We start from the raw sequence: 19,550 nt of genomic DNA on the forward strand, positions 1-19,550 counted from the left end.
ATGGATTTCTCGATCATTCTCGATGAGTGGCCCACCTACTGGCAGGGCCTCTACACCACGGTAGGCCTGGTGCTGGCGGCCCTGATCCTGGGGCTCTTGCTGGCTGTGCCCATGGGGGTGCTGCGTACCCACCGCAACTGGTTTATCCGCTTCCCCATCTGGGCCTATATCTACTTCTTTCGTGGCACTCCGCTGCTGGTGCAGCTCTTTATCATCTATTACGGAGCGGCCCAGTGGGAGTGGCTGAAAAACAGCGCGGCCTGGAGTCTCTTCTCCCAGGCTTGGTTCTGCGCCCTGCTGGCCTTCACCCTCAACACCGGCGCCTACACCGCCGAGATAGTGCGCGGGGCCGTGAGCAACATGCCCAAGGGGCAGATTGAGGCGGCGATGGCCTTTGGCATGAGCCGCTGGCAGACCCTCACCCGGGTCATCCTGCCGAACTCGTTTCGGCGGGCGCTGCCGGCCTACAGCAACGAGGTGATCTTCATGCTGCAGGGCTCGGCGGTGGCGGGCATCATCACCATCGTCGATCTGACCGGCGCGGCGCGCATCATCAACTCGCGCTACTACAGCCCCTTCGAGGCGTTTATCACCGCCGGCCTGCTCTACATGGCGCTCACCTTTGTCATCGTCTGGCTGTTCAAGCGGCTCGAAACCCGCTGGCACGCGCACCTCAAACCGCGCAGCCTCTGAAACGAACCACGCCCCGTACGGGGCGTTGTTTTTGTCAGCGCCCCAGATAGACCCGGTCGTGGAAGCTGTGCACCCAGTGGGGGCGATAGACGGCGAGCAGGGTCATGGTCATGCCGTTGAGCAGGGCTTCGGGGAAGAGCAGCAGGGGCCAGATGGAGAGGTAGTTCTCCTCTATGGTGTGCCAGGGATAGGCACCGCTCCAGCCGGCCCAGAGAGCGGTCCCCACCACCTTGACCGAGATGGTGACGGCGCCGCCCAGGAAGGCTGCCACGAAGAGGTAGACGAAGAGGTGGCGCGGCAGCCAGGCCCAGCTCGCCAGAAACAGGGCCTGGCTCACCAGCACGGGTACCATGACACCGAGCAGCAGCTCACTGCCGAGCTGGGTGGAGCTGTCGACCCCGAAGCCGGTGAGGGCGAGCAAGGTGAGGGTGCCCGCCAGCAGGGCAAGGCGCCAGCCGAGCAGCAGGGTGAGGGCGGTGAGGCCCAGGAAGTGAATGGAGAGCCCCTGGTGCAGGCCGGCGCGCAGCAGCCAGAGCGGGATGAGAGCCAGGGAGGCGCCAAGCAGCAGGCGCTGATAGAGAGGGGTGGCCAGCAATTGCCGCCAGAGGGTGCGCTGCTGGGCCATGGCCAGCAGGGCCAGGGCGGCGAGCAGGGCGGTGAGTTCTCCGTCACTCATGGGGGATCCTGAAAAAGCAAAAGGGGGCCTCTGCCCCCTTGAAGATTAATATTTTACGTTGCTGTGGTACTTACCCAAGATGGCCTGGATGCGATCCATGGTCTCCTTCTTGGGGGGATGGATCTCGGTGAGCTCATAGGGATCGCCGAGCACATCCCACTTGTGCTTGCCGAGCTCGTGATAGGGGAGCAGCTCCACCTTCTCGACGCACTCCCCGAGGGATTGAATAAACTGGCCGAGCCCTTCGGCGCTCTCGTCGTCATCGCTCCAGGTGGGCACCACCACGTAGCGGATCCACATCTTCTTGCCCTTGGCCGCCAGGTGACGGGCGAATTCCAGGGTGTAGCGGTTACTCACGTGGGTCAGCGGGATGTGTTTCTGATCGTTGATCTGCTTGATGTCGAGCAGCACCAGATCGGTGACGTCCAGCACGGCGTCGAGCTGGGCGTCGTAGTGACGAACAAAGCCGTTGGTATCGAGGCAGGTGTGGATCCCCTCGGCCTTGCAGGCGCCGAACAGCTCGGCCACGAAGGCCTGTTGCAGCATGGCCTCGCCACCCGAGGCGGTGACGCCACCACCAGAGGCGTTGATAAAGTGGCGATAGCTGGTGATGTCTTTCATCAGCTCGGGCACCGTCACCTCGCGGCCACCTTCGGTATCCCAGGTGTCGCGGTTGTGGCAGTACTTGCAGCGCATCAGGCAGCCCTGCATAAACACGATGAAACGGATTCCAGGCCCGTCGACAGTACCGCAGGTCTCCACCGAGTGGATCCGACCAATCACAGACATATTGCGCTCCAGATAGGCTTTTGTGGAGGCATTCTATGCCAAAAGCGGGCGGCGATCACCCCGCGGGGTGGCCGAGGAACTCTTCCAGGGCGCGCACCGGCAGGGGGCGACAGCGCAGATAGCCCTGGAAGTGCTGACAACCGAGCTCGCCGAGTACGGCGAGCTGCGCCTCTTCTTCGACCCCTTCGGCGATCACGGTGAAGTGGAACACCCGGGAGAGCTCGATGATGGCCCGCACTATGGCCCTGTCCTGTTCGCTGTGGGTGAGGGTCTGGATAAAGGATCGATCGAGTTTCACCTCATCGGCGGGCAGGTCCCGCAGATAGGCCAGCGACGAGTAACCGGTGCCGAAGTCGTCGATGGAGATGAGCACGCCCAGCTCCTTGAGCCGGCACATGCGGGCTATGGTCTCCTGACGGTTCTCCAGCACCACCGACTCGGTGATCTCCAGCATCAGGCGTGACGGGGGAATGCCGGTATCGCGCAGCACATACTCCACCTGTTGCAGGAAGCTGGGGTTGTGGAACTGGCGGGCGCTCACGTTGACCGAGAGCTGGGGCATGCTGATCCCCTTGCTCAGCCAGTGGCCGTACTGGGCACAGGCGCTCTTGAGCACCCAGAAGCCGATGTCCTCGATGAGCCCGCTCTCCTCGGCCACCGGGATAAACTCCCCCGGGGGCACCATGGTGCCATCTTGCCGCTGCCAGCGCACCAGTGCCTCGACACCGCTGATGGTGCCCCGGTCGACCCGGAACTGAGGCTGGAAGTGGAGCAGGAACTCATTGTTGCGCATGGCGTCGCGCAGCTGGTTGTGCATGGCCAGGCGATGGCGCTCCTGATCCGCCATCTCGGGGGTGAAGAAGGCAAACTGGCCACGACCGGCCCGCTTGGCCATGTGGGCTGCGGTATCGGATTGCTGCATGATGACCAAATGGTCTTGCTCCTCGGGCCCATAGAGGGCCACCCCGATAGAGGCGCTGCAGTGGAGCTTGTCATCGCCGATGTTGAAGGGTTGGCGAAAACGCCCCTGCACCTCACGGGCGAAATGCTCGGCGAGGATCTTGGCGGTCACCTGGCCCTGACCCAGGGCGCTGAAGAGCAGCAGGAATTCATCGCCCGAGCTGCGGGCGATCATCAGATTCTCCTGGGGCAGGGTCCCGAGGCGCTCCACCACAGCCCTTAGCAACTCATCACCACGCTGCTGTCCCAGCGAGTCATTGATCGACTTGAAGTTGTCCAGATCCATGTGTAGCAGGGCACCCCACTGGCCGCTTTGGGCCATCAGGGTCTGTTGCAGGGAGAGCAGCAGGCTGCGGCGGTTGTGCAGGCCGGTGAGATCGTCGAAATAGGCGAGCCGTTCGATGCGCTGCTTGGTCACCAGCTCTTCGGTGATGTCGTCGAAGCTGCCCACGTAATGGGTCAGTGCCCCCTCTTCATTGAAGACGCCGCTGACCCGCAGCCGTACCGGGAAAAGGCGTCCATCGCGATTGAGGCACTGCTCATCCCCCTCCCAGAAACCATGGCGGGTGACGGCATCACGCAGGCGTTGGGCGAGATCGTCGCCATAGTAGGAGGGACGCAGGCGGGTGACGTGTTGCCCCACTATCTCGTCGGCCTCCATGCCGGTGATGCGGCTAAAGGCGCGGTTGACCCTGAGCAGCTGCCCCTTGGGGTCGCACACCAGCAGGGCCTCACGTGTCTCGAACGATACCTCGGCCAACCGCAGCGCCTCCTCGGTGGCGAGGCGGCTCAGCTCGATGGCGGTACGCGGGGCCCACTCACTCAGGCAGTCCATCAGGGGCAGCGGATCGGGCAGAGGCTCGGCCAGCAGCAGGGTGAGCTGTCCCATGGGGGCGTGTTCCGGCAGTTGTAGCGGTATACCGAGATAGGCACGCGCGCCGGTGGCGAGCAGCTTGTGGGCCACCGGGTAACGACCGGCCAGATCCTCCACATAGAGGGCCTGACCGCACTCTTGCACATCCCGGGCCGGGCCCGGATCGAGGCGGCTGGGGGCCCACTGCTGCGGCTCGCCACCTATCTCCACATAGCGCGGAACTATCCACAACTCGCTGCCCCTGTGCTGGTATTCGCCTATCCAGCAGCCGATCAAGGGGTGCTGCTCCTGGCACCACCCGAGCAGGGTGCGGCAGTAGTCGAGGCCGGTGTGCAGGGCCAGAGGCGGAGGAGAGATAGGCTCGGCGGCGGGCGGGGTCTGCTCGTCGTCGGGGCGCCAGTGGCCGAGCTGCTGCGCGCAGTAGCGGGCCAGTTGGAGCAGATCCTCGCCGATGGGCATGGGGGTGAGGTACTCGAGGCTCACCATGCCGAGCAGCCGCTCTCCCTCCTTGAGGGCCGCATCGAGGCGGGAGAGCACACCGTGGCCACCGAGATAGGCGTGCTGGGCCAGCATGGGCTGGTGGGCACATTCGGAGAAGCTGAGGGAGCCTCGGCTGCGCAGGGCTCTCAGATAGCGGCTCTCTCCCTTGAAGGGAAAGAGGGCCCCCTTGACACCCAGCTGGTAGATGGGGGTCAATAGATCGCCTTCCCCAAAGTGCCACAGGATGAGACGGTCGGCCTGACACCCCTCGCGCAGTGTGGTCAGCATGTCGGCGTATTGGTGACGGCTCGCCAGCGATCCCAGACGGGGCAGCAGCAAGGAGAGATCCGGCTGCTCCTGCAATCCGGTGACATGCAGGCAAACGAGCCAGAAGCTGCCTTGCTCGGGCGAGAGGGCCACCTGCCACTCGCGCCCCAGCGCCTTGATCTTGAGCTCCCCACCCCGGCACGTGGCCAGCTGTGATTCGATGGGCTCTCTGAGGGCGTCGGGCAGCTGGCCAGGCCAGGCCTCTCTGGGCTCATCGAGCCAGTGGAGCGGTGTCTGCATCACATCGGTCAGGGCGACCATGCGCCGGGTGCGAGTATCGAGGCGAAAGAAGAGGGGCATGGGGCGAGCGCCCGTCGGCAGCGTGAGGGCAGTGGACGACATGAGCCGGTTAACATCCTGTATGCAGACTTGAGCCGCAAGAATACTCCAAACCATTGCAAAACAAAATTTCATTGAACTCTAAATTAGAAAAGTCTAATTTATTGGCCAGTGCCATTAAACGGAGGTGTTTCATGACCCGTATTCTGATTGTCGGTGGTGTCGCCGGCGGCGCATCGGCCGCGGCCCGTGCCCGTCGCATGGATGAGCATGCCGAGATTGTCCTGTTCGAGCGCGGCGAGTTCATCAGCTTTGCCAACTGCGGCCTGCCTTATCACATCGGCGGCGACATCCCCTCCCGCGATGCCCTGCTGCTGCAGACCCCCCAGAGCTTCAAGCGCCGCTTCAACGTCGAGGTGCGGGTCTTTAGCGAGGTGCTCTCCATCGACCGCGCCGCCCGCACCGTGCGGGTGCGTGACCAGCAGCGCGGCGAGGAGTACGAGGAGCGCTACGACAAACTGCTGCTGAGCCCGGGTGCCGCCCCCATTCGGCCGCCCCTGCCGGGTATCGATGCCCCCGGCGTCTATACCCTGCGCAACATCCCCGACATGGACCGCATCCTGGCGGCGTTGGCCCACGATCAGCCGCGCCACGTGACCGTGGTGGGCGGTGGCTTCATCGGCCTCGAGATGATGGAGGCGCTGCATCAGCGCAACTTGCCGGTGACCCTGCTGGAGCTCTCGGATCAGGTGATGGCGCCGGTCGACCGGGAGATGGCCGCCATGCTGCACGCCCGCATCCGCGAGGCGGGGGTGGACCTTCGCCTGCGCACCGGCCTCAGTGCCATCGAGAGCCTGGAGCGCAGTAGCGACCCCACCGCCGAGGTCACCGCCGCTGAGCGCCACGGCCTGCGCCTGCATCTGGGTGATGGCACCACCCTGGACACAGGGCTCTTGATCCTCGCCATCGGCGTCAAGCCCGAGACCCTGCTCGCCGCCCAGGCCGGGCTGGAGCTGGGGCCGCGTGGTGGCATCAAGGTGGATGCCGGCATGCGCACCTCGGATCCCGATATCTTCGCGGTGGGGGACGCGGTGGAGGAGCTCGACTTTGTCACCGGCGACCCGGCCCTGGTGCCGCTGGCCGGTCCCGCCAACCGCCAGGGGCGCATCGCCGCCGACAACATGCTGGGGCGCGCGGAGCAGTACAAGAAGACCCAGGGCACCGCCATCTGCAAGCTGTTCGATCTGGCGGTGGCGAGCACCGGCCTCAATGAGAAGCGACTCAAGCAGCTCGGCATGGCCTATGAGAAGGTCTATGTCCATCCGGGCAGCCACGCCGGCTACTACCCCGGCGCCCACCCGGTCAGCCTCAAGCTCCTGTTCGCCCCCGACGGGCGCATCCTCGGCGCCCAGGCGGTGGGGAAAGATGGCATCGACAAGCGCATCGACGTGCTGGCGGTGGCCCAGCGCGCCGGCATGACGGTGTTCGATCTGCAGGATCTCGAGCTCACCTACGCGCCGCCGTTTGGCTCGGCCAAGGACGTCATCAACATGGCGGGGTTCGTGGCGAGCAATCACCTCAAGGGGGACTCGCCCCTGTGCCACGTGAGCGACGTGCAGGCCCTGCGCGCCGATCAGCTGGTGCTGGATGTGCGTAACCCCGGCGAGCTCGACAAGCTCGGTCGCATCCCGGGGGCGCTCAACATCCCCCTTGACGAGCTGCGCGGCCGACTGGACGAGCTGCCCCGCGGCAAGGAGATCATCGTGAGCTGTCAGGTGGGCCTGCGTGGCCATGTGGCGAGCCGCCTGCTCCAGCAGCACGGCTTTGCGGTGAAAAACCTCTCGGGCGGCTTCAAGACCTGGCAGATGGCGATTGCCGACTGAGTGGTCGGCCCCTCATTAAACCAACGCCAAGGCCCGCTATGCGGGCCTTGTTTGTTACAGCCAGTGACAATCGGGGGGATTGGCCGACGGTCCCGGCGCGCCTATGCTAGTGCCATTCCACACCCAGATGGACCCTGATCATGCCCACCGCTTCTCATGTTGCTGGCCGCTGGCCGCGCACTGTGCTCCTCGCCGCCTTGCTGGGGCTGACCCTGGCCGGCTGCAAGCCCGCCACCGATGCCCCCGTCCCATCGGAGGATGCCGCCGCCAAGAGCCGTGCCCCCGGAACCATCAGCCAGGCGGTGGCCCGCACCTGGCGCGACGCCCCGGCGCTGGCCCTGGTGTTTGACGCGCCACTCGAGGCGCGCAGCAGTTGGCGCGAATGGCTCAAGGTGGAGGAGAGCGGCAAGCAGGTGGCCGGGGACTGGGTGCTCGGCGAAGATGGCCGCACCCTCTATTTCACCGCGGTGGAGCCCGATCGCAGCTACGCCGTCAGCCTCAAGGCGGGGCTAGGCCCCCAGGCCGATGTCTGGACCCTCAAGACCCGTCCCTTGCAGGCGGGGGCCTCGTTCGCCTCGAGCGGCATGGTGCTGCCCCTGCGCTCGGCGCTGCGCCTGCCCATCAGCGCGGTGAATGTGAGCGATGTGAACATCGACTTCTGGCGCATCGACCCGGCCTGGCTACCGAGCTTCCTGGCCCAGTACCGGCCGGGCAGTGGCATGGGCAACTGGGATCTGGAGCAGGTCTCGCGCCACGCCACCCGGGTCTACTCCGGGCGCTACGGCCTCGAGCTCGACCCCAACCGGCGCGAGACCCGCCTCATCGACATCAGTGCCAGGGAGCTCAGCGCCGCCGGCGTCTACTTTGCCGTCATGAGCCCGGTCGGGGACTATGGCTGGCGCAAGGAGACCACCTATTTCGCGGTCAGCGACATGGGGCTCGCCGCCCGCCGCTACAAGGACCGCCTCGAGGTGTTCGTGAGCTCCCTCGCCAGCGGTGAGGCCGATGAGAAGGTGCAGCTCTCGCTGCTCGACGAGAAGGGCAACCGCCTGCAGGTCAAGGAGAGCGACGAGCAGGGCCACGCCAGCTTCATCGATCCCACCGGGGCCCGGGTGCTGCTGGCCGAACAAGGCCCGCACCTGGCGGCCCTGCGTCTCGATGGCATGGCCCTCGATCTCTCCAGCTTCGATCTCGGCGAGCGCAGCTGGCAGCCCCAGCAGCTCTATCTCTTCGCCGGGCGCGATCTCTATCGCCCCGGGGAGCGCATCGACAGCCAAGTGCTGCTGCGCGGTCAGGACGGCGAGCTGTTGCCGGGCATGGCGGTCGATCTGGAGCTGCGCCAGTCCGATGGCCAGCTGGTCGAGCAGACCCGGCTGTTGCCCGACGAGCTCGGCAGTGCCCACTACGGGGTGCGCCTGCCGGACGATGCGGCCCTCGGCCGCTGGACCATAGTCCTCAAGAGCAGCGGCGGTGCCCGCTTCGAGTGGCCGTTCCAGGTGGAGGAGTTTCTTCCCGAACGCCTTGCCCTGCGCCTTGGCAGCGGTGAGGACAAGCAAGTGATGGGGCCGGCCGAGGCACTCACCTTGTCCCTCAAGGGGGATTATCTCTACGGTGCGCCGGCCGCCCGTACCCAGGCCAAGGCCGAGGTGACCCTGGCGCGCGCCACCATGCCGTTTGCCCGCTGGCAGGGGTTCTCCCTCGGCGACGTGCTGCAAGAGGCGCAGGGCGAGCGGATCAGCCCGGATCCTGTCACCCTCGACGAGGCGGGGCAGGGCCGCGTGCTGCTCACCGACCGGCTCGAGGGGCTGAGCGGCAAGGGGCCGCTCGAGGCGACCTATCTGGTGAGCCTGGCCGAGCCGGGCGGGCGCGCCGTCAATCGTCGCCTGACCCAGTTTGGCTGGGCGCCGGGCGAACGCTGGCCGGCGCTGCGCCTGGGCTTTGACCCCGAAAACAGCGAAGGGGGCCGGGCCCAGCCCTTCGAGATCCTCGATCTGGACCAAACCGGTGCCCCCCAGGCGGGCGAGGTGACGGTACGGCTGGTCAACGAGTACCGCGACTACTACTGGCAGTTCAGCGAAGACGAAGGGTGGAAGTACGAGTTCACCAGCCAGCCCTACGTGGAGCAGGAGCAGCGCCTGACCCTGGATGGCAAGGGGCCGACGCCGCTGCAACTGGTGCTGCAACCGGGCTGGTATCGCCTCGAGGTGGAAAACGCTCAGGGCCACGTCAGCCGGGTGCGTTTCGCCCTCGGCAACTGGAGCTGGGGTGGTGGCGGTGAGCAGGCGCGCCCGGACAAGATAGCCCTGACCCTCGACAAGCCGAGCTACCGCGCCGGCGACACGGTCCGGGTCAAGGTGGTGGCGCCGCGCCCGGGCAAGGGGCTCTTGCTGGTGGAAGACAGCGAGGGGCTGCGCTGGTGGCAGTGTATCGATCTGCCCAAGGGAGAGGGGGAGTTCGCCATTCCGGTGAGCGAGCAGTGGCAGCGCCACGACCTGCACCTCTCCGCCCTGGTGGCGGCCCCCGATGGCCAACAGAAGCCGGGTGAAACCCTGCGCGCGGTCGGTCTGGCGCCGCTCCCCCTGGATCGCAGTGAGCGGCGCTGGCCGCTCACCCTGACCGCCCCCGAGCGGGCCGAGCCGGAAAAGCCGCTCACCGTGACCCTCAAGGCCAAACCCGGCGAGCGGGGCAAGGTGGTGCTGGCGGCGGTCGATCGGGGCGTGCTGAGCATCGATGACTACCGGCCGGCCAGCGCCTTTGACGCCTTCTTTGGCCGGCTGCGCTTCGGGCAGGACTTGTTTGATAACTACGGTGCTATCATTCCGCCGCTCGAGGGCAAGCTGGCGCGCCTGCGCTTCGGTGGCGATGCCCCCAAGCTCAAGAAGGGGGGGGCCCTGGAGAGCCGAGTCGAGATCCTGGCCATGTGGAGCGGCGAGCTCGCCTTCGATGAAAAAGGCGAGGCGACGGTGACCTTCAACCTGCCCCAGTTCAACGGCGAGCTGGCCCTGATGGCGCTCGGCTGGAACCAGGCACAGGTGGGTCAGGCCGACGGCGCGGTCAAGGTGGTGGCCCCCTTGGTGGCCGAGATCGGCTGGCCGCGCTTTGCCGCCACCGGCGACGGGAGCCGCGCCCTGGTGCAGCTGCGCAACATGAGCGGGCGCGATCAGACGCTGGCTCTCGACTGGCAGTGGCAGGGGGGCATAGCGCCCACCGGGCTGGCTCCGACTCGCCTCTCCCTCAAGCAGGGTGAGGAGCAGTGGCTGACGCTGCCCTTCAACGTGACCGGGCAAAGTGGCGTCGCCTCATTGACCCTCAAGGCCGAGGGGCAGGGGCTGTCGCTCAGCCGCAGCTGGTCGCTGCCCCTGCGCTCCCCCTGGCCGGCCGAGCAGCGCCGGGCGGTGGCGGTGCTGGGCCCTGGCAAGACATGGCAGCCCGATGCCGGTCTGGTGGCGGGGCTCAATGCCGATAACCTGCAGGGGAGCCTGTCGCTCTCGAGTACCCCGCCCTGGGAGCCCGAGGCGCAGTGGCAGGCCCTTGCCGAATACCCCTACGCCTGCCTCGAGCAGACCCTGTCGCGGGCCTGGCCCTATGCCTTCACCACGGCAGAGCAGCGCCGCGACTGGTCACGGCCATTGCCGGCCGGGCACAAGGCGCCGGACGAGGAGGCCCTGCAAGGGGCGCTGACCCAGCGGCTGCAACGCTTGCAGCTGCCGAGCGGCGGCTTTGGCCTGTGGGATGCGCGCTCTTCCGAGGAGCCCTGGCTCACCGCCTATGCCGCCGACTACCTGCTGAGCCGCAAGGAGGCGGGGCAGGCGGTGCCGGACCCCATGTTGCAGGCGGCGCTCAAACGCCTCGAGCAGTACCTCGGCGATGGCGGCCTCTACACCGGCTACAGCGAGGCCCCCGAGCACGCCCGTCTGGCCTACCAGGCCTACAGCGCCTGGGTGCTGTCGCGCCTTGGCCGCGCGCCGCTCTCGACCCTGCGCCTGATGTGGGAGCAGCAGGCGAGCCAGGCACGCTCCGGCCTGCCTCTGCTGCATCTCTCCCTGGCCCTTGGCCGGATGGGAGACAGTGCCCGCGCCGGGGAGGCGCTCACCAGGGCGCTGGCCACCGCGCGCGATGAGGCCTATCTGGGGGATTACGGCTCGCCCCTGCGCGATGACGCCGCCATGTTGGCGCTGGTGCGCGCCGAGCTGCCCGACTCTGGCCCCATTGCCGAGCGGCTCACGCTGCGGGTGATGGACGCGCTGGCCCACCGCAACTGGCTCAGCACCCAGGAGCAACTGGCCCTGCTGCGCCTCGGCGCCGCCGAGCCGGGGGCGCCCTGGGCGGCGAACCTGGATGGCCGCGCGGTAAGCGGTGAGCTCACTCGCCTGCTCGATGCCACGACCCCGCCTCGCCTCGTCGAGAACCGGGGGGCGGGCAACCTCTACGCCGCCCTGACCGTGAGCGGCTACCCCGAGGCGGCCCCCGGCCCCCTCTCGGCCGGCATGAAGGTGACCCGCAGCTGGTTCGACGCCGCCGGCCAGCGCCTCGATCCCGCCGCCATCAAGGTGGGCGATCTGGTGGTGGTGCGATTGCAGGTCGAGGCGAGTCAGGAAACTCCTGACGCCTTGCTGGTGGAGATGCTGCCGGCAGGCTTCGAGTTGGAGAACCCGGCGCTCGGGCAAGGGGTCAAGCTCGAGGATCTCACCCTCGAGGGGCAGCCAGCCTGGCAGTGGGAGTGGAACGACTACGTGAAACACCAGGAGTACCGCGACGATCGCTACAGCGCGGCCCTGACCCTCTCGCCGGGGGGCAGCCGCCAGCTCATCTACCTGATGCGGGCGGTCACCCCGGGCGAGTACGCCGTGCCCCTGACCCAGGTCGAGGACATGGTGCGCCCCGAGCTGCGCGCGCGCGGCGGTGAGGGGATCAGTCACACCCGCATCGCTCAGGCCCGATGAGGGGACGATTCGCTCTGGCGCCAGGGGTGATCCGCACCCTTGGCCTCGGCCTTCGCCGCGGGCTTGCGTGCCTGCCCCCCTGGGGCCGGCGCCTGTTACTCATCCTGGTCGGGGGGACGCTCTTGCTGGCGGCGGCCGACCGGCTGTTTCCGCCGCCGCCCCTTGAACCCGCGTTTGCCCGGGTGGTGCTCGACAAGGAGGGGCGCCCCCTGCGCGCCTTCGCCGACATCGGGGGCGTGTGGCGCTACCCGGTGAGCCTGGGGCAGGTGTCGCCCCGCTATCTCGAGGCGCTGCTCGAGTACGAGGATCGCTACTTCTGGGTGCACCCGGGCGTCAATCCGGTCGCCATGGCCCGGGCGGTGGGCCAGTGGCTGCGTTACGGGCGGCCGGTCTCCGGGGGCTCCACCCTCACCATGCAGGTGGCCAGGCTGCTCGAGCCCTACGATCGCTCCATTCCCGGCAAGGTGCGCCAGATGCTGCGCGCCCTGCAGCTCGAGTGGCGCTACGACAAACGCACTCTGCTCGGCGTCTACCTCAACCGCGCCCCCTTCGGCGGCAACCTCGAGGGGGTGCAGGCGGCGAGCTTTGCCTATCTGGGCAAGAGCGCGGCGCACCTCACCCACGCCGAGGCGGCCCTGCTGGCGGTGTTGCCCCAGGCGCCGAGCCGCTACCGTCCCGACCGCCACCCCGAGCAGGCGCAAGCGGCGCGGGACAAGGTGATCGCCCGGCTGGTGGCGCGCGGCATCTGGCCGGCCCGGGTGCTGGCCGAGGCGCCCATGGAGCCGGTGCTGGCGCGAGGGCGCTTCACCCCCATGGAGGCGCCCCTGTTTGCCCGCCGGGCGGCGAGCCAGAGCGACGCGGCCCTGGTACACACGCTGATCGACGGGGATCTGCAGCGCTTTTCCGAGCAGCGCATCGCCAACTGGATCAAGCGCTTTCCCGCCCGTACCTCGGCGGCCCTGCTGCTGGTGGAGAACGACACCATGGCGGTGCGCGCCTACGTGGGCAGCGCCGAGTACGGGGATCCGGCGCGCCACGGCTACCTCGACATGGTGCAGGCGGTGCGCTCGCCGGGCTCGACCCTCAAGCCCTTCATCTACGGCCTGGCCCTCGACGAGGGGCTGATCCATTCGGGTTCGCTGCTGACCGATGCGCCGCGCCTCGGGCAGGCCTATCGCCCCGGCAACTTCACCGGCGCCTTCGAAGGGCCGGTCTCGGTGCAAGAGGCCTTGCAGCAGTCCCTCAACGTGCCGGCGGTACAGGTGCTCGAAGCGCTGGGACCGGCGCTCTTTGTCAATCGCCTCGACAACGCCGGGGTGCACATGGCACTCGGCGATGCTCCTAACCCCGCCATCGCCCTCGGGGCTGCGGGGCTGCGGCTCGAGCAGTTGGTGAGCCTCTACGGTGCCCTGGCTCGGGAGGGGCAGGTGAGCCCGCTGCGCTGGCAGCCGGATCAGCCGCTGACCTCGCGCCCCCTGCTCTCGAAGGGGGCGGCCTGGATCGTTTGGCGCATGCTGGCCGATCAGGGGCGCGCGGATCTCCCGTTCGCCGCCAATGCCACCGGGCGTGGCAACCTGCTCGCCTGGAAGACCGGCACCAGCTATGGCTACCGGGACAGCTGGGCTATCGGGGTGTCACCGCGCTGGACGCTCGGGGTCTGGCTCGGCCGCCCGGATGGCACGCCACTGCCGGGTTACTTTGGCCAGAGCGCGGCGGTGCCGCTGCTGCTCTCGGTCTACTCGCGCCTGCAAGAGCGCGGGACGCCGCTGCCCCAGCCCAACGCCGTGAGTGAGGCGACCGTCTGCTGGCCGCTCGGGCGCACCCTGGCCCACACCCCCGAGGAGGCATGTCAGCGGCACCTCGATGCCTGGTTGCTGGAGGGGCGCGATCCGCCGACCTTAAGCGATCCCCTCGACTGGCAGGGACCCGTGCGCCGGGTGGCCTACACCGCCGATGGTCGCCTGACTCGCCCCGGCTGCGTCGGGGCGCGGCAGAGTGCGTCACGGGTGCTCTGGCCGCTGGCGCTGGAGCCCTGGCTGCCGGCCGCCCAGCGGCGTGGCCAACTGCTGCCGGGGGGCTGCGGCGGGGAGCGGGTAGAGAGTCCGCTGCGTATCCTCACCCTGACCGAGGGCAACCGCATCCGCAGCCAGCGCTTCGTGCTCGCCCCCCAGGCTCTCGGCGGGGTAGGCAGGGCGTATTGGTATCTCAACGGGGCGCCGCTGGCGGGGGAGGCGGTATTGACCCGCCCAGGCCGCTACCAGCTGCTGGTGGTGGACGAGGCGGGCAACAGCGATCGGCTCGAGTTTGTGCTGGAGCAGCCCAGCTGAGGGGCCGTCAAGTCTGGGTGGTCAGCTCCTGCTGCCTGAGGGTGAGCAGGGTCATAGCCAGCGCACCCAGGGCGATCAGCACCATGCCCGCATAGGTGGTGGAAAAACCGGCGGCGAGTTCGGTCGGGGTGAAGTCGGTCAGGGGGCCGGGGGGGAGCTGCAGGTGTAACAGGGACGAGCCGATGGCCACCCCGACGGCCCCCCCGAGTTCACGGCCAAAGCTCAGCAAGGAGAGGCCAATCCCCCGCTCGCCGGCCGTGAGGCGGTTCTGGGCCACCACAGAGAGGGCGGGGATCACCAGACCCAGACCAAGTCCGGTGGCGATCAGCCCCGTCGCCATGCCGCAACCCCCCTGGATCTGCCACAGCCCCAGCGCGGCCAGGGAGAAGCCTGTCACCACATACCCCTTGTAATGGCCAAAGCGGCTGATGAGACGCCCCCCGGCGAAGGCCCCCGCCGTGATAGAGAACATGAAGATGATCAGGATGCGGCCGCTGTCGGCGGCGCCGAGCCCCTTTTCCCATTGGAGTTGCAGGGGCAGGTAGAGCAGCAGGGCAAACATCAACAACTGGGCGACGAGGATCAGCAGCAGGCTCACCAGGTAGTCGTGCCGACGAGCGAGTTGGGCCGGCAATATGGGATCGTGGGCGCTTCGCTCGACCAGCACCAGCAGCGTCAGCGCGGCGGCCAGCGCGGCAGCCAGCCACAGCGGGGGAAGGGTGTGCTCCGGGCTGAGCAGCAGCAGGGTGAGGGTGGTGGCGATCACCAGCAGGGCGGCCCCTTTCCAGTCGAAACGGCTGTGCCGGCGCACATTGAGATGGCCCAGATAGCGGTTGACCAGCCAGAGGGCCAGCGCCCCGAGGGGAAGATTGATCCAGAAGATGAGGCGCCAGCTCAGATGCTCGGCACAGTAACCGCCGAGCAGGGGGCCGGCGATGCTCGAGACGGCGTAGACCGCCGAGATGTAGGCCTGATAGCGACCCACCTCGCGCGGCGGTATGGTGTCGGCGATGATGGTGAAGGCGAGGGCGATGAGGCCGCCGCCGCCAATCCCCTGCAACACCCTGGCGCCCAGCAGCTGGGGCAGGTTTTGAGCCAGGGCACAGGCGATGGAGCCGAGCAGGAACAGGGTGATGGCCAGATTGAGCAGGCGCACCCGGCCATAGAGATCGCTCAGTTTTCCGTAGAGGGGAAGGGCTGCAGTGGCGGCCAGCAGATAGCTGGTGACGATCCAGGTCAGGCCCGGGCCGGCCATCAGCTCACGGCCAATGACGGGCAGGGGGGTGGTGATGATGCTCTTTTCCAGCGAGCCCAGCATGATGACCAGGGTGACGCTGGCGAAGACGCGCCGGGATGGCATGGGCTCTCCTGAGTCGGGTGGTGCTCCTTTGAGGATATCACCACGACCGGGACTCAGGATTTGAGCTGGCGCAGATTGCCGAGCAGGGTGAAGCCGTGGCGACTCTTGTGATGGTGGAAGTGGCTCTTCTTGATCGGTTGGAAGGTCAGGCTGGCGAGGGACGCCTGCGCCGGTCCCGCGTAGCCCTTGAGGGAATGGATCATCGGCATGGCCGGTAGCCGGGTGCTGACCGACAGGCACAGGGGCACGCTGAGTGCATCCGGCCCCATCACCGCTGACAGGGTCTGGTGGGTGCCGAGGAAGTTGCCGAGGATGGCCATGTCGGCATAGCCCGAGTCGAGCATGATGAGCAGCGCCTCCAGGGCTCGGTGAAACTCGCCGAGGGCGGCGCGAAACCCCTGCCGGGTACGCAGGGTGAGCAGCTCGTCCAGCGGCAGGGTCGCCAGATCCCGCGGTACCGGCAGGGCAATCTCGAGCAGGAAGCAGTCCTGCCCGCCCCGATTGTGGTAGCGCGACTCCATCAGGTGCAGCAATCGATCCAGGTAGTCGTGCTCTGTGATGAGGATGCCCTCGTTCGCCAGCGCCCAGTCTCGCGCCAGGCGCATGGAGAGCAGGTTGGCCAGGCGGCGGGCCATCAGGATCCCACCCTGGGTCTGGCTGGCAAAGCCTCGCTCGAGACAGAAGTGGTGCAGGCTGGTGAGCCCCGCCTGATCCGGGCAGAAGCAGTCGTGATTGCGGCTATCGCGCCAGCGGGCGATGAGTTCCCGGTTGCCAAATACCTTGTGGCGGACGAAATCGGGGGCGAGCAGCCCCTCCAACTGGGCGATGGCGGCCGGGGTGACCCGCTCGAAGAAGGCCGCGTCGGGAGAGGGGGCGAGCAGATCGGAGTGAGCCTCGACTCTGGTCAGCACCCCCTGCAAGTCGCTCTTCTCACTCACGGTGAAGACGAAGGCGAGCCGCTCCAGCCAGAGCAGGGCAAATTTCAACCAGAGCTCGTCCCGGACTTCCATGCCCGGATAGTAGATAAAGGTCTTCATGACAGTTACCGGATTGTGCGCGCGAGGGTGGCACTATAGCGGCTGGGCCCTGCGCCAGCAATCGAGGGGCCGCTCGGCTGCCCATTGGGTGAGCGCAATCGTATTTCTTGGCCACCCGGTCGCGGGGCGAATGCTCAATAAACACGCGCATTCGTGCTAGGTGATGGGCCTGGCCTTTGCTATAATCCGCGCCCTTGTTTCCCGCTCACCCGAGTTTACCCATGAAGTTCATCATCAAGCTGTTCCCGGAAATCACCATCAAGAGCAAGTCGGTTCGCCAGCGCTTCATCAAGATCCTGCAGGGCAACATCCGCAACGTGCTGCGCCGCTTCGACGACGATGCCCGCGTGCGCATGGATTGGGACAAGCTGGTGGTGAGCTCACGTAACGATCAGTTCCGCGACCAGGCCATAGAGGCGCTCGCCTGTATCCCCGGCATTCAGGCCTTCCTCGAGGTGCAGGCCAGCAAGTTTACCGACCTGCACGATATCTTCGAGCAGGTGAAAGCCGTGTGGGGTGACCAGCTCAAGGGCAAGACCTTCTGCGTGCGCGCCAAGCGCCACGGCAAGCACGAATTCTCTTCGCTCGAAGTAGAGCGCTACGTGGGCGGTGGCCTGAATCAGCATTGCGAGAGCAACGGCGTGCGTCTGAAAAACCCGGACGTGCAGATCAACCTCGAGATCGACGGCGAGGAGCTGTTCATCGTCAGTGCCATCCACCAGGGCCTGAGCGGCATGCCGATCGCCACCCAGGAAGACGTGCTGAGCCTCATCTCCGGCGGGTTTGACTCAGGGGTTGCCTCCTTCCAGTTCATCAAGCGCGGCTGCCGTGTGCACTACTGCTTCTTCAACCTGGGTGGCGCGGCCCACGAGATCGGCGTCAAGCAGGTGGCCTATCACCTGTGGAACCGCTTCGGCTCGTCGCACCGGGTGCGCTTCACCGCGGTGGACTTCGAGCCGGTGGTGGCCGAAATTCTCGAGAAGATCGACAACGGTCAGATGGGCGTGGTGCTCAAGCGCATGATGATGCGCGCCGCCGCCAACATCGCCGACCGCTTCCAGATCCCGGCCCTGGTGACCGGCGAGTGCGTGGGCCAGGTGTCGAGCCAGACCCTCACCAACCTCAACGTCATCGACCGGGTGACCGACAAGGTGATCCTGCGCCCCCTCATCACCTGGGACAAGCCGGACATCATGAACCTGTCGCGCAAGATCGGCACCCTGGAGTTCGCCGAGACCATGCCCGAGTACTGCGGCGTCATCTCCAAGAAGCCGACCGTGAAGGCGGATCTGGCGCGCATCGAGGCCGAAGAGCAGAACTTCGACTTCGCCATCCTCGACAAGGTGGTGGACGAGGCGCGCTACCTCGACATCCGCCGTATCGGTGAAGAGACTGCGGCCGAGGTGCAGGAGGTGGAGACCACAGCCGCGACCGGCGACGACGAGGTGATCCTCGACATCCGCTCCATGGACGAGCACGAGGAGAAGCCGCTGGTGGTTGAGGGGCGCGAGGTACTGCACATCCCCTTCTTCAAGCTGGCCACCGCCTTTGGCGATCTGCCCAAGGAGAAGACCTACCTGCTTTACTGCGATCGCGGCGTGATGAGCAAGCTGCAGGCCCTGTATCTCAAGGAGAAGGGCTTCGACAACGTCAAGGTCTACCGCCCGTAAGCCTCTTTCGAAACAAAAAATCCGGCCACAGTGCCGGATTTTTTTATTTGTCCGATCAGCGTGGACAGGGGACCGGGGTAAAGGCGCGATCGCCCTGACAGCGCCAGCCCATCTCGGCGTGCCGCATCTGCCACATGTCGTTGTGGCGAAACAGGGTGAGGATGTAGAGCTGATCGCTATGGGGATCGTCGAGGGCGACGGAGAGGATCAACTCATTGTCCACCTGCCTGGCCTGGATGCGGCTGGGCAGAGCGGGGTTGGCAATAAACCGCAGCGCCACCTCCCGGTAGTCGTTGACCCAGCTCTGATGGGCGTTGCCCGCCCGCTGGATCTGCTCGTTGAAGTGTTGCACCGGGGTAGAGGCAAGGCGCCCAATCAGGGGCTGTGCCTGGGCCTGGCTCATCGCACTCATCAGGAACAGAGTCGTAATTCCGGTTTTTATCATCTGAAGATCCGGCTGGCTGTGACCCTACCTATGACAACAGATCAGGCGCTTGGGTTCAATCCTGATGCTGTCGCTCCAGGGAGAAGGTGGGGAGGGAGAGGTGCCAATGGATGGCGGCCACCCTCAGGGTGAAGACGGCGACCATGCAAATGAGCATGGCGGCGATGCGATCGAGGCCGGCCTGTAGCGAGAGGGTGTAGAGGATGCCCCCCAGGATGCAGGCGGTGGCGTAGATCTCTTTTTGCAGCACCATGGGTACTTCCCGGGCCAGCACGTCGCGAATGACGCCGCCGGCCACCCCCGTCATGGTACCCATCAAGACGGCGATGAGACCCGAGGTGCCAAATGCCAGTGCCTTTTGGGCGCCGATCACCGTAAACAGGGCCAGACCGAAGGCATCCGCCACGGGTAACACATACCAGGGGATGCGCCGCGGCAGGCGCACCGCCCACATGCCGACGAAGGCGGTGGCGATCACCACCCAGATGTAGAGGGGGTCGCGTACCCAGAAAACGGGGGTGGCGCCGAGGATCATGTCGCGGATGGTGCCACCGCCGATGGCGGTCACCGCGGCCAGCACCATCACACCAAAACCGTCCATACGCAGGCGTCCGGCGACCAGCACCCCGGAGAGGGCGAAGACGGCGGTCCCGAACATGTCGCATACATAGACGATCTGTTCAACCAGAGGGGTCATCGAGAGACTGCTCACACTCAATCAAACTGTGGGCGGGGATTGTAGGGGGTGGTCGGGGCCACCGCCAATTGCCGGGAATGGAATTGAGAGCTGGCCCACCCTTTTTGAGA

The 19,550-nt window shown here is 66.6% G+C and carries 12 protein-coding genes; 5 read left to right on the forward strand and 7 right to left on the reverse strand.

Translation table 11 applies throughout. The features are described 5' to 3' along the window. A complete protein-coding gene (locus tag BN1121_RS12000; RefSeq protein ID WP_005353711.1) occupies positions 1–693 on the forward strand; it encodes an ABC transporter permease in 693 nt (230 codons plus the stop codon). Between the two features lie 34 nt (positions 694–727). On the opposite strand, the gene BN1121_RS12005 is transcribed toward BN1121_RS12000, so the two are convergent. Genes BN1121_RS12005 through BN1121_RS12015 form a run of 3 tightly spaced genes read right to left on the reverse strand, consistent with a single transcriptional unit; the run spans position 728 to position 5,141 of the window. Continuing rightward, positions 728–1,369, reverse strand: coding sequence for an energy-coupling factor ABC transporter permease (locus BN1121_RS12005; RefSeq protein ID WP_005353712.1), 642 nt, complete (start codon positions 1,367–1,369; stop codon positions 728–730). Positions 1,370–1,414: 45 nt separating this feature from the next. Beyond that, a complete protein-coding gene (gene pflA, locus BN1121_RS12010) occupies positions 1,415–2,158 on the reverse strand; it encodes a pyruvate formate lyase 1-activating protein (RefSeq protein WP_005353713.1) in 744 nt (247 codons plus the stop codon). A gap of 55 nt (positions 2,159–2,213) precedes the next feature. Beyond that, a complete protein-coding gene (locus BN1121_RS12015; RefSeq protein WP_005353719.1) occupies positions 2,214–5,141 on the reverse strand; it encodes a sensor domain-containing phosphodiesterase in 2,928 nt (975 codons plus the stop codon). A gap of 131 nt (positions 5,142–5,272) precedes the next feature. Between BN1121_RS12015 and BN1121_RS12020 the strand changes: the two genes are divergently transcribed. From BN1121_RS12020 to pbpC, 3 genes are all read left to right on the forward strand, one after another. Further along, positions 5,273–6,961 carry an FAD-dependent oxidoreductase gene (locus BN1121_RS12020; RefSeq protein WP_005353723.1) on the forward strand — a complete coding sequence of 563 codons (1,689 nt, stop codon included), beginning with the start codon at positions 5,273–5,275 and terminating at the stop codon, positions 6,959–6,961. Between the two features lie 140 nt (positions 6,962–7,101). After that, the gene (locus tag BN1121_RS12025) at positions 7,102–11,904 is read left to right on the forward strand and encodes an alpha-2-macroglobulin family protein (protein ID WP_043597844.1); all 4,803 of its coding nucleotides are present in this window, start codon (positions 7,102–7,104) and stop codon (positions 11,902–11,904) included. Then, positions 11,901–14,231 carry a penicillin-binding protein 1C gene (pbpC, locus tag BN1121_RS12030; RefSeq protein ID WP_081606439.1) on the forward strand — a complete coding sequence of 777 codons (2,331 nt, stop codon included), beginning with the start codon at positions 11,901–11,903 and terminating at the stop codon, positions 14,229–14,231. Before BN1121_RS12025 ends, pbpC begins: the two co-directional genes overlap by 4 nt. 7 nt (positions 14,232–14,238) lie before the next feature. Here the strand turns inward: pbpC and BN1121_RS12035 are convergent, their stop codons facing one another. Both BN1121_RS12035 and BN1121_RS12040 read right to left on the reverse strand, forming a co-directional pair. Beyond that, entirely contained in the window at positions 14,239–15,591 is a 1,353-nt protein-coding gene (locus BN1121_RS12035) for an MFS transporter (protein WP_005353735.1), read from the reverse strand. Between the two features lie 53 nt (positions 15,592–15,644). Then, on the reverse strand, positions 15,645–16,628 hold the full coding sequence (locus BN1121_RS12040) for a hypothetical protein (RefSeq protein ID WP_005353738.1): 984 nt from the start codon (positions 16,626–16,628) through the stop codon (positions 15,645–15,647). A 221-nt stretch (positions 16,629–16,849) separates the two neighbouring features. On the opposite strand from BN1121_RS12040, the gene thiI reads away from it, so the two are divergent. After that, entirely contained in the window at positions 16,850–18,298 is a 1,449-nt protein-coding gene (gene thiI, locus BN1121_RS12045; protein WP_005353742.1) for a tRNA uracil 4-sulfurtransferase ThiI, read from the forward strand. A gap of 55 nt (positions 18,299–18,353) precedes the next feature. Here thiI and BN1121_RS12050 read toward each other — a convergent pair whose 3' ends face one another. Together BN1121_RS12050 and BN1121_RS12055 are read right to left on the reverse strand one after the other, a co-directional pair. Continuing rightward, positions 18,354–18,743, reverse strand: coding sequence for a hypothetical protein (locus BN1121_RS12050; RefSeq protein WP_043157588.1), 390 nt, complete (start codon positions 18,741–18,743; stop codon positions 18,354–18,356). A gap of 55 nt (positions 18,744–18,798) precedes the next feature. Beyond that, positions 18,799–19,440 carry a trimeric intracellular cation channel family protein gene (locus tag BN1121_RS12055; protein ID WP_005353745.1) on the reverse strand — a complete coding sequence of 214 codons (642 nt, stop codon included), beginning with the start codon at positions 19,438–19,440 and terminating at the stop codon, positions 18,799–18,801. Between the last annotated feature and the right edge of the window lie 110 nt (positions 19,441–19,550).

This window comes from Aeromonas diversa CDC 2478-85 (assembly GCF_000819805.1).
GTDB classification, from domain to species: domain Bacteria; phylum Pseudomonadota; class Gammaproteobacteria; order Enterobacterales; family Aeromonadaceae; genus Aeromonas; species Aeromonas diversa.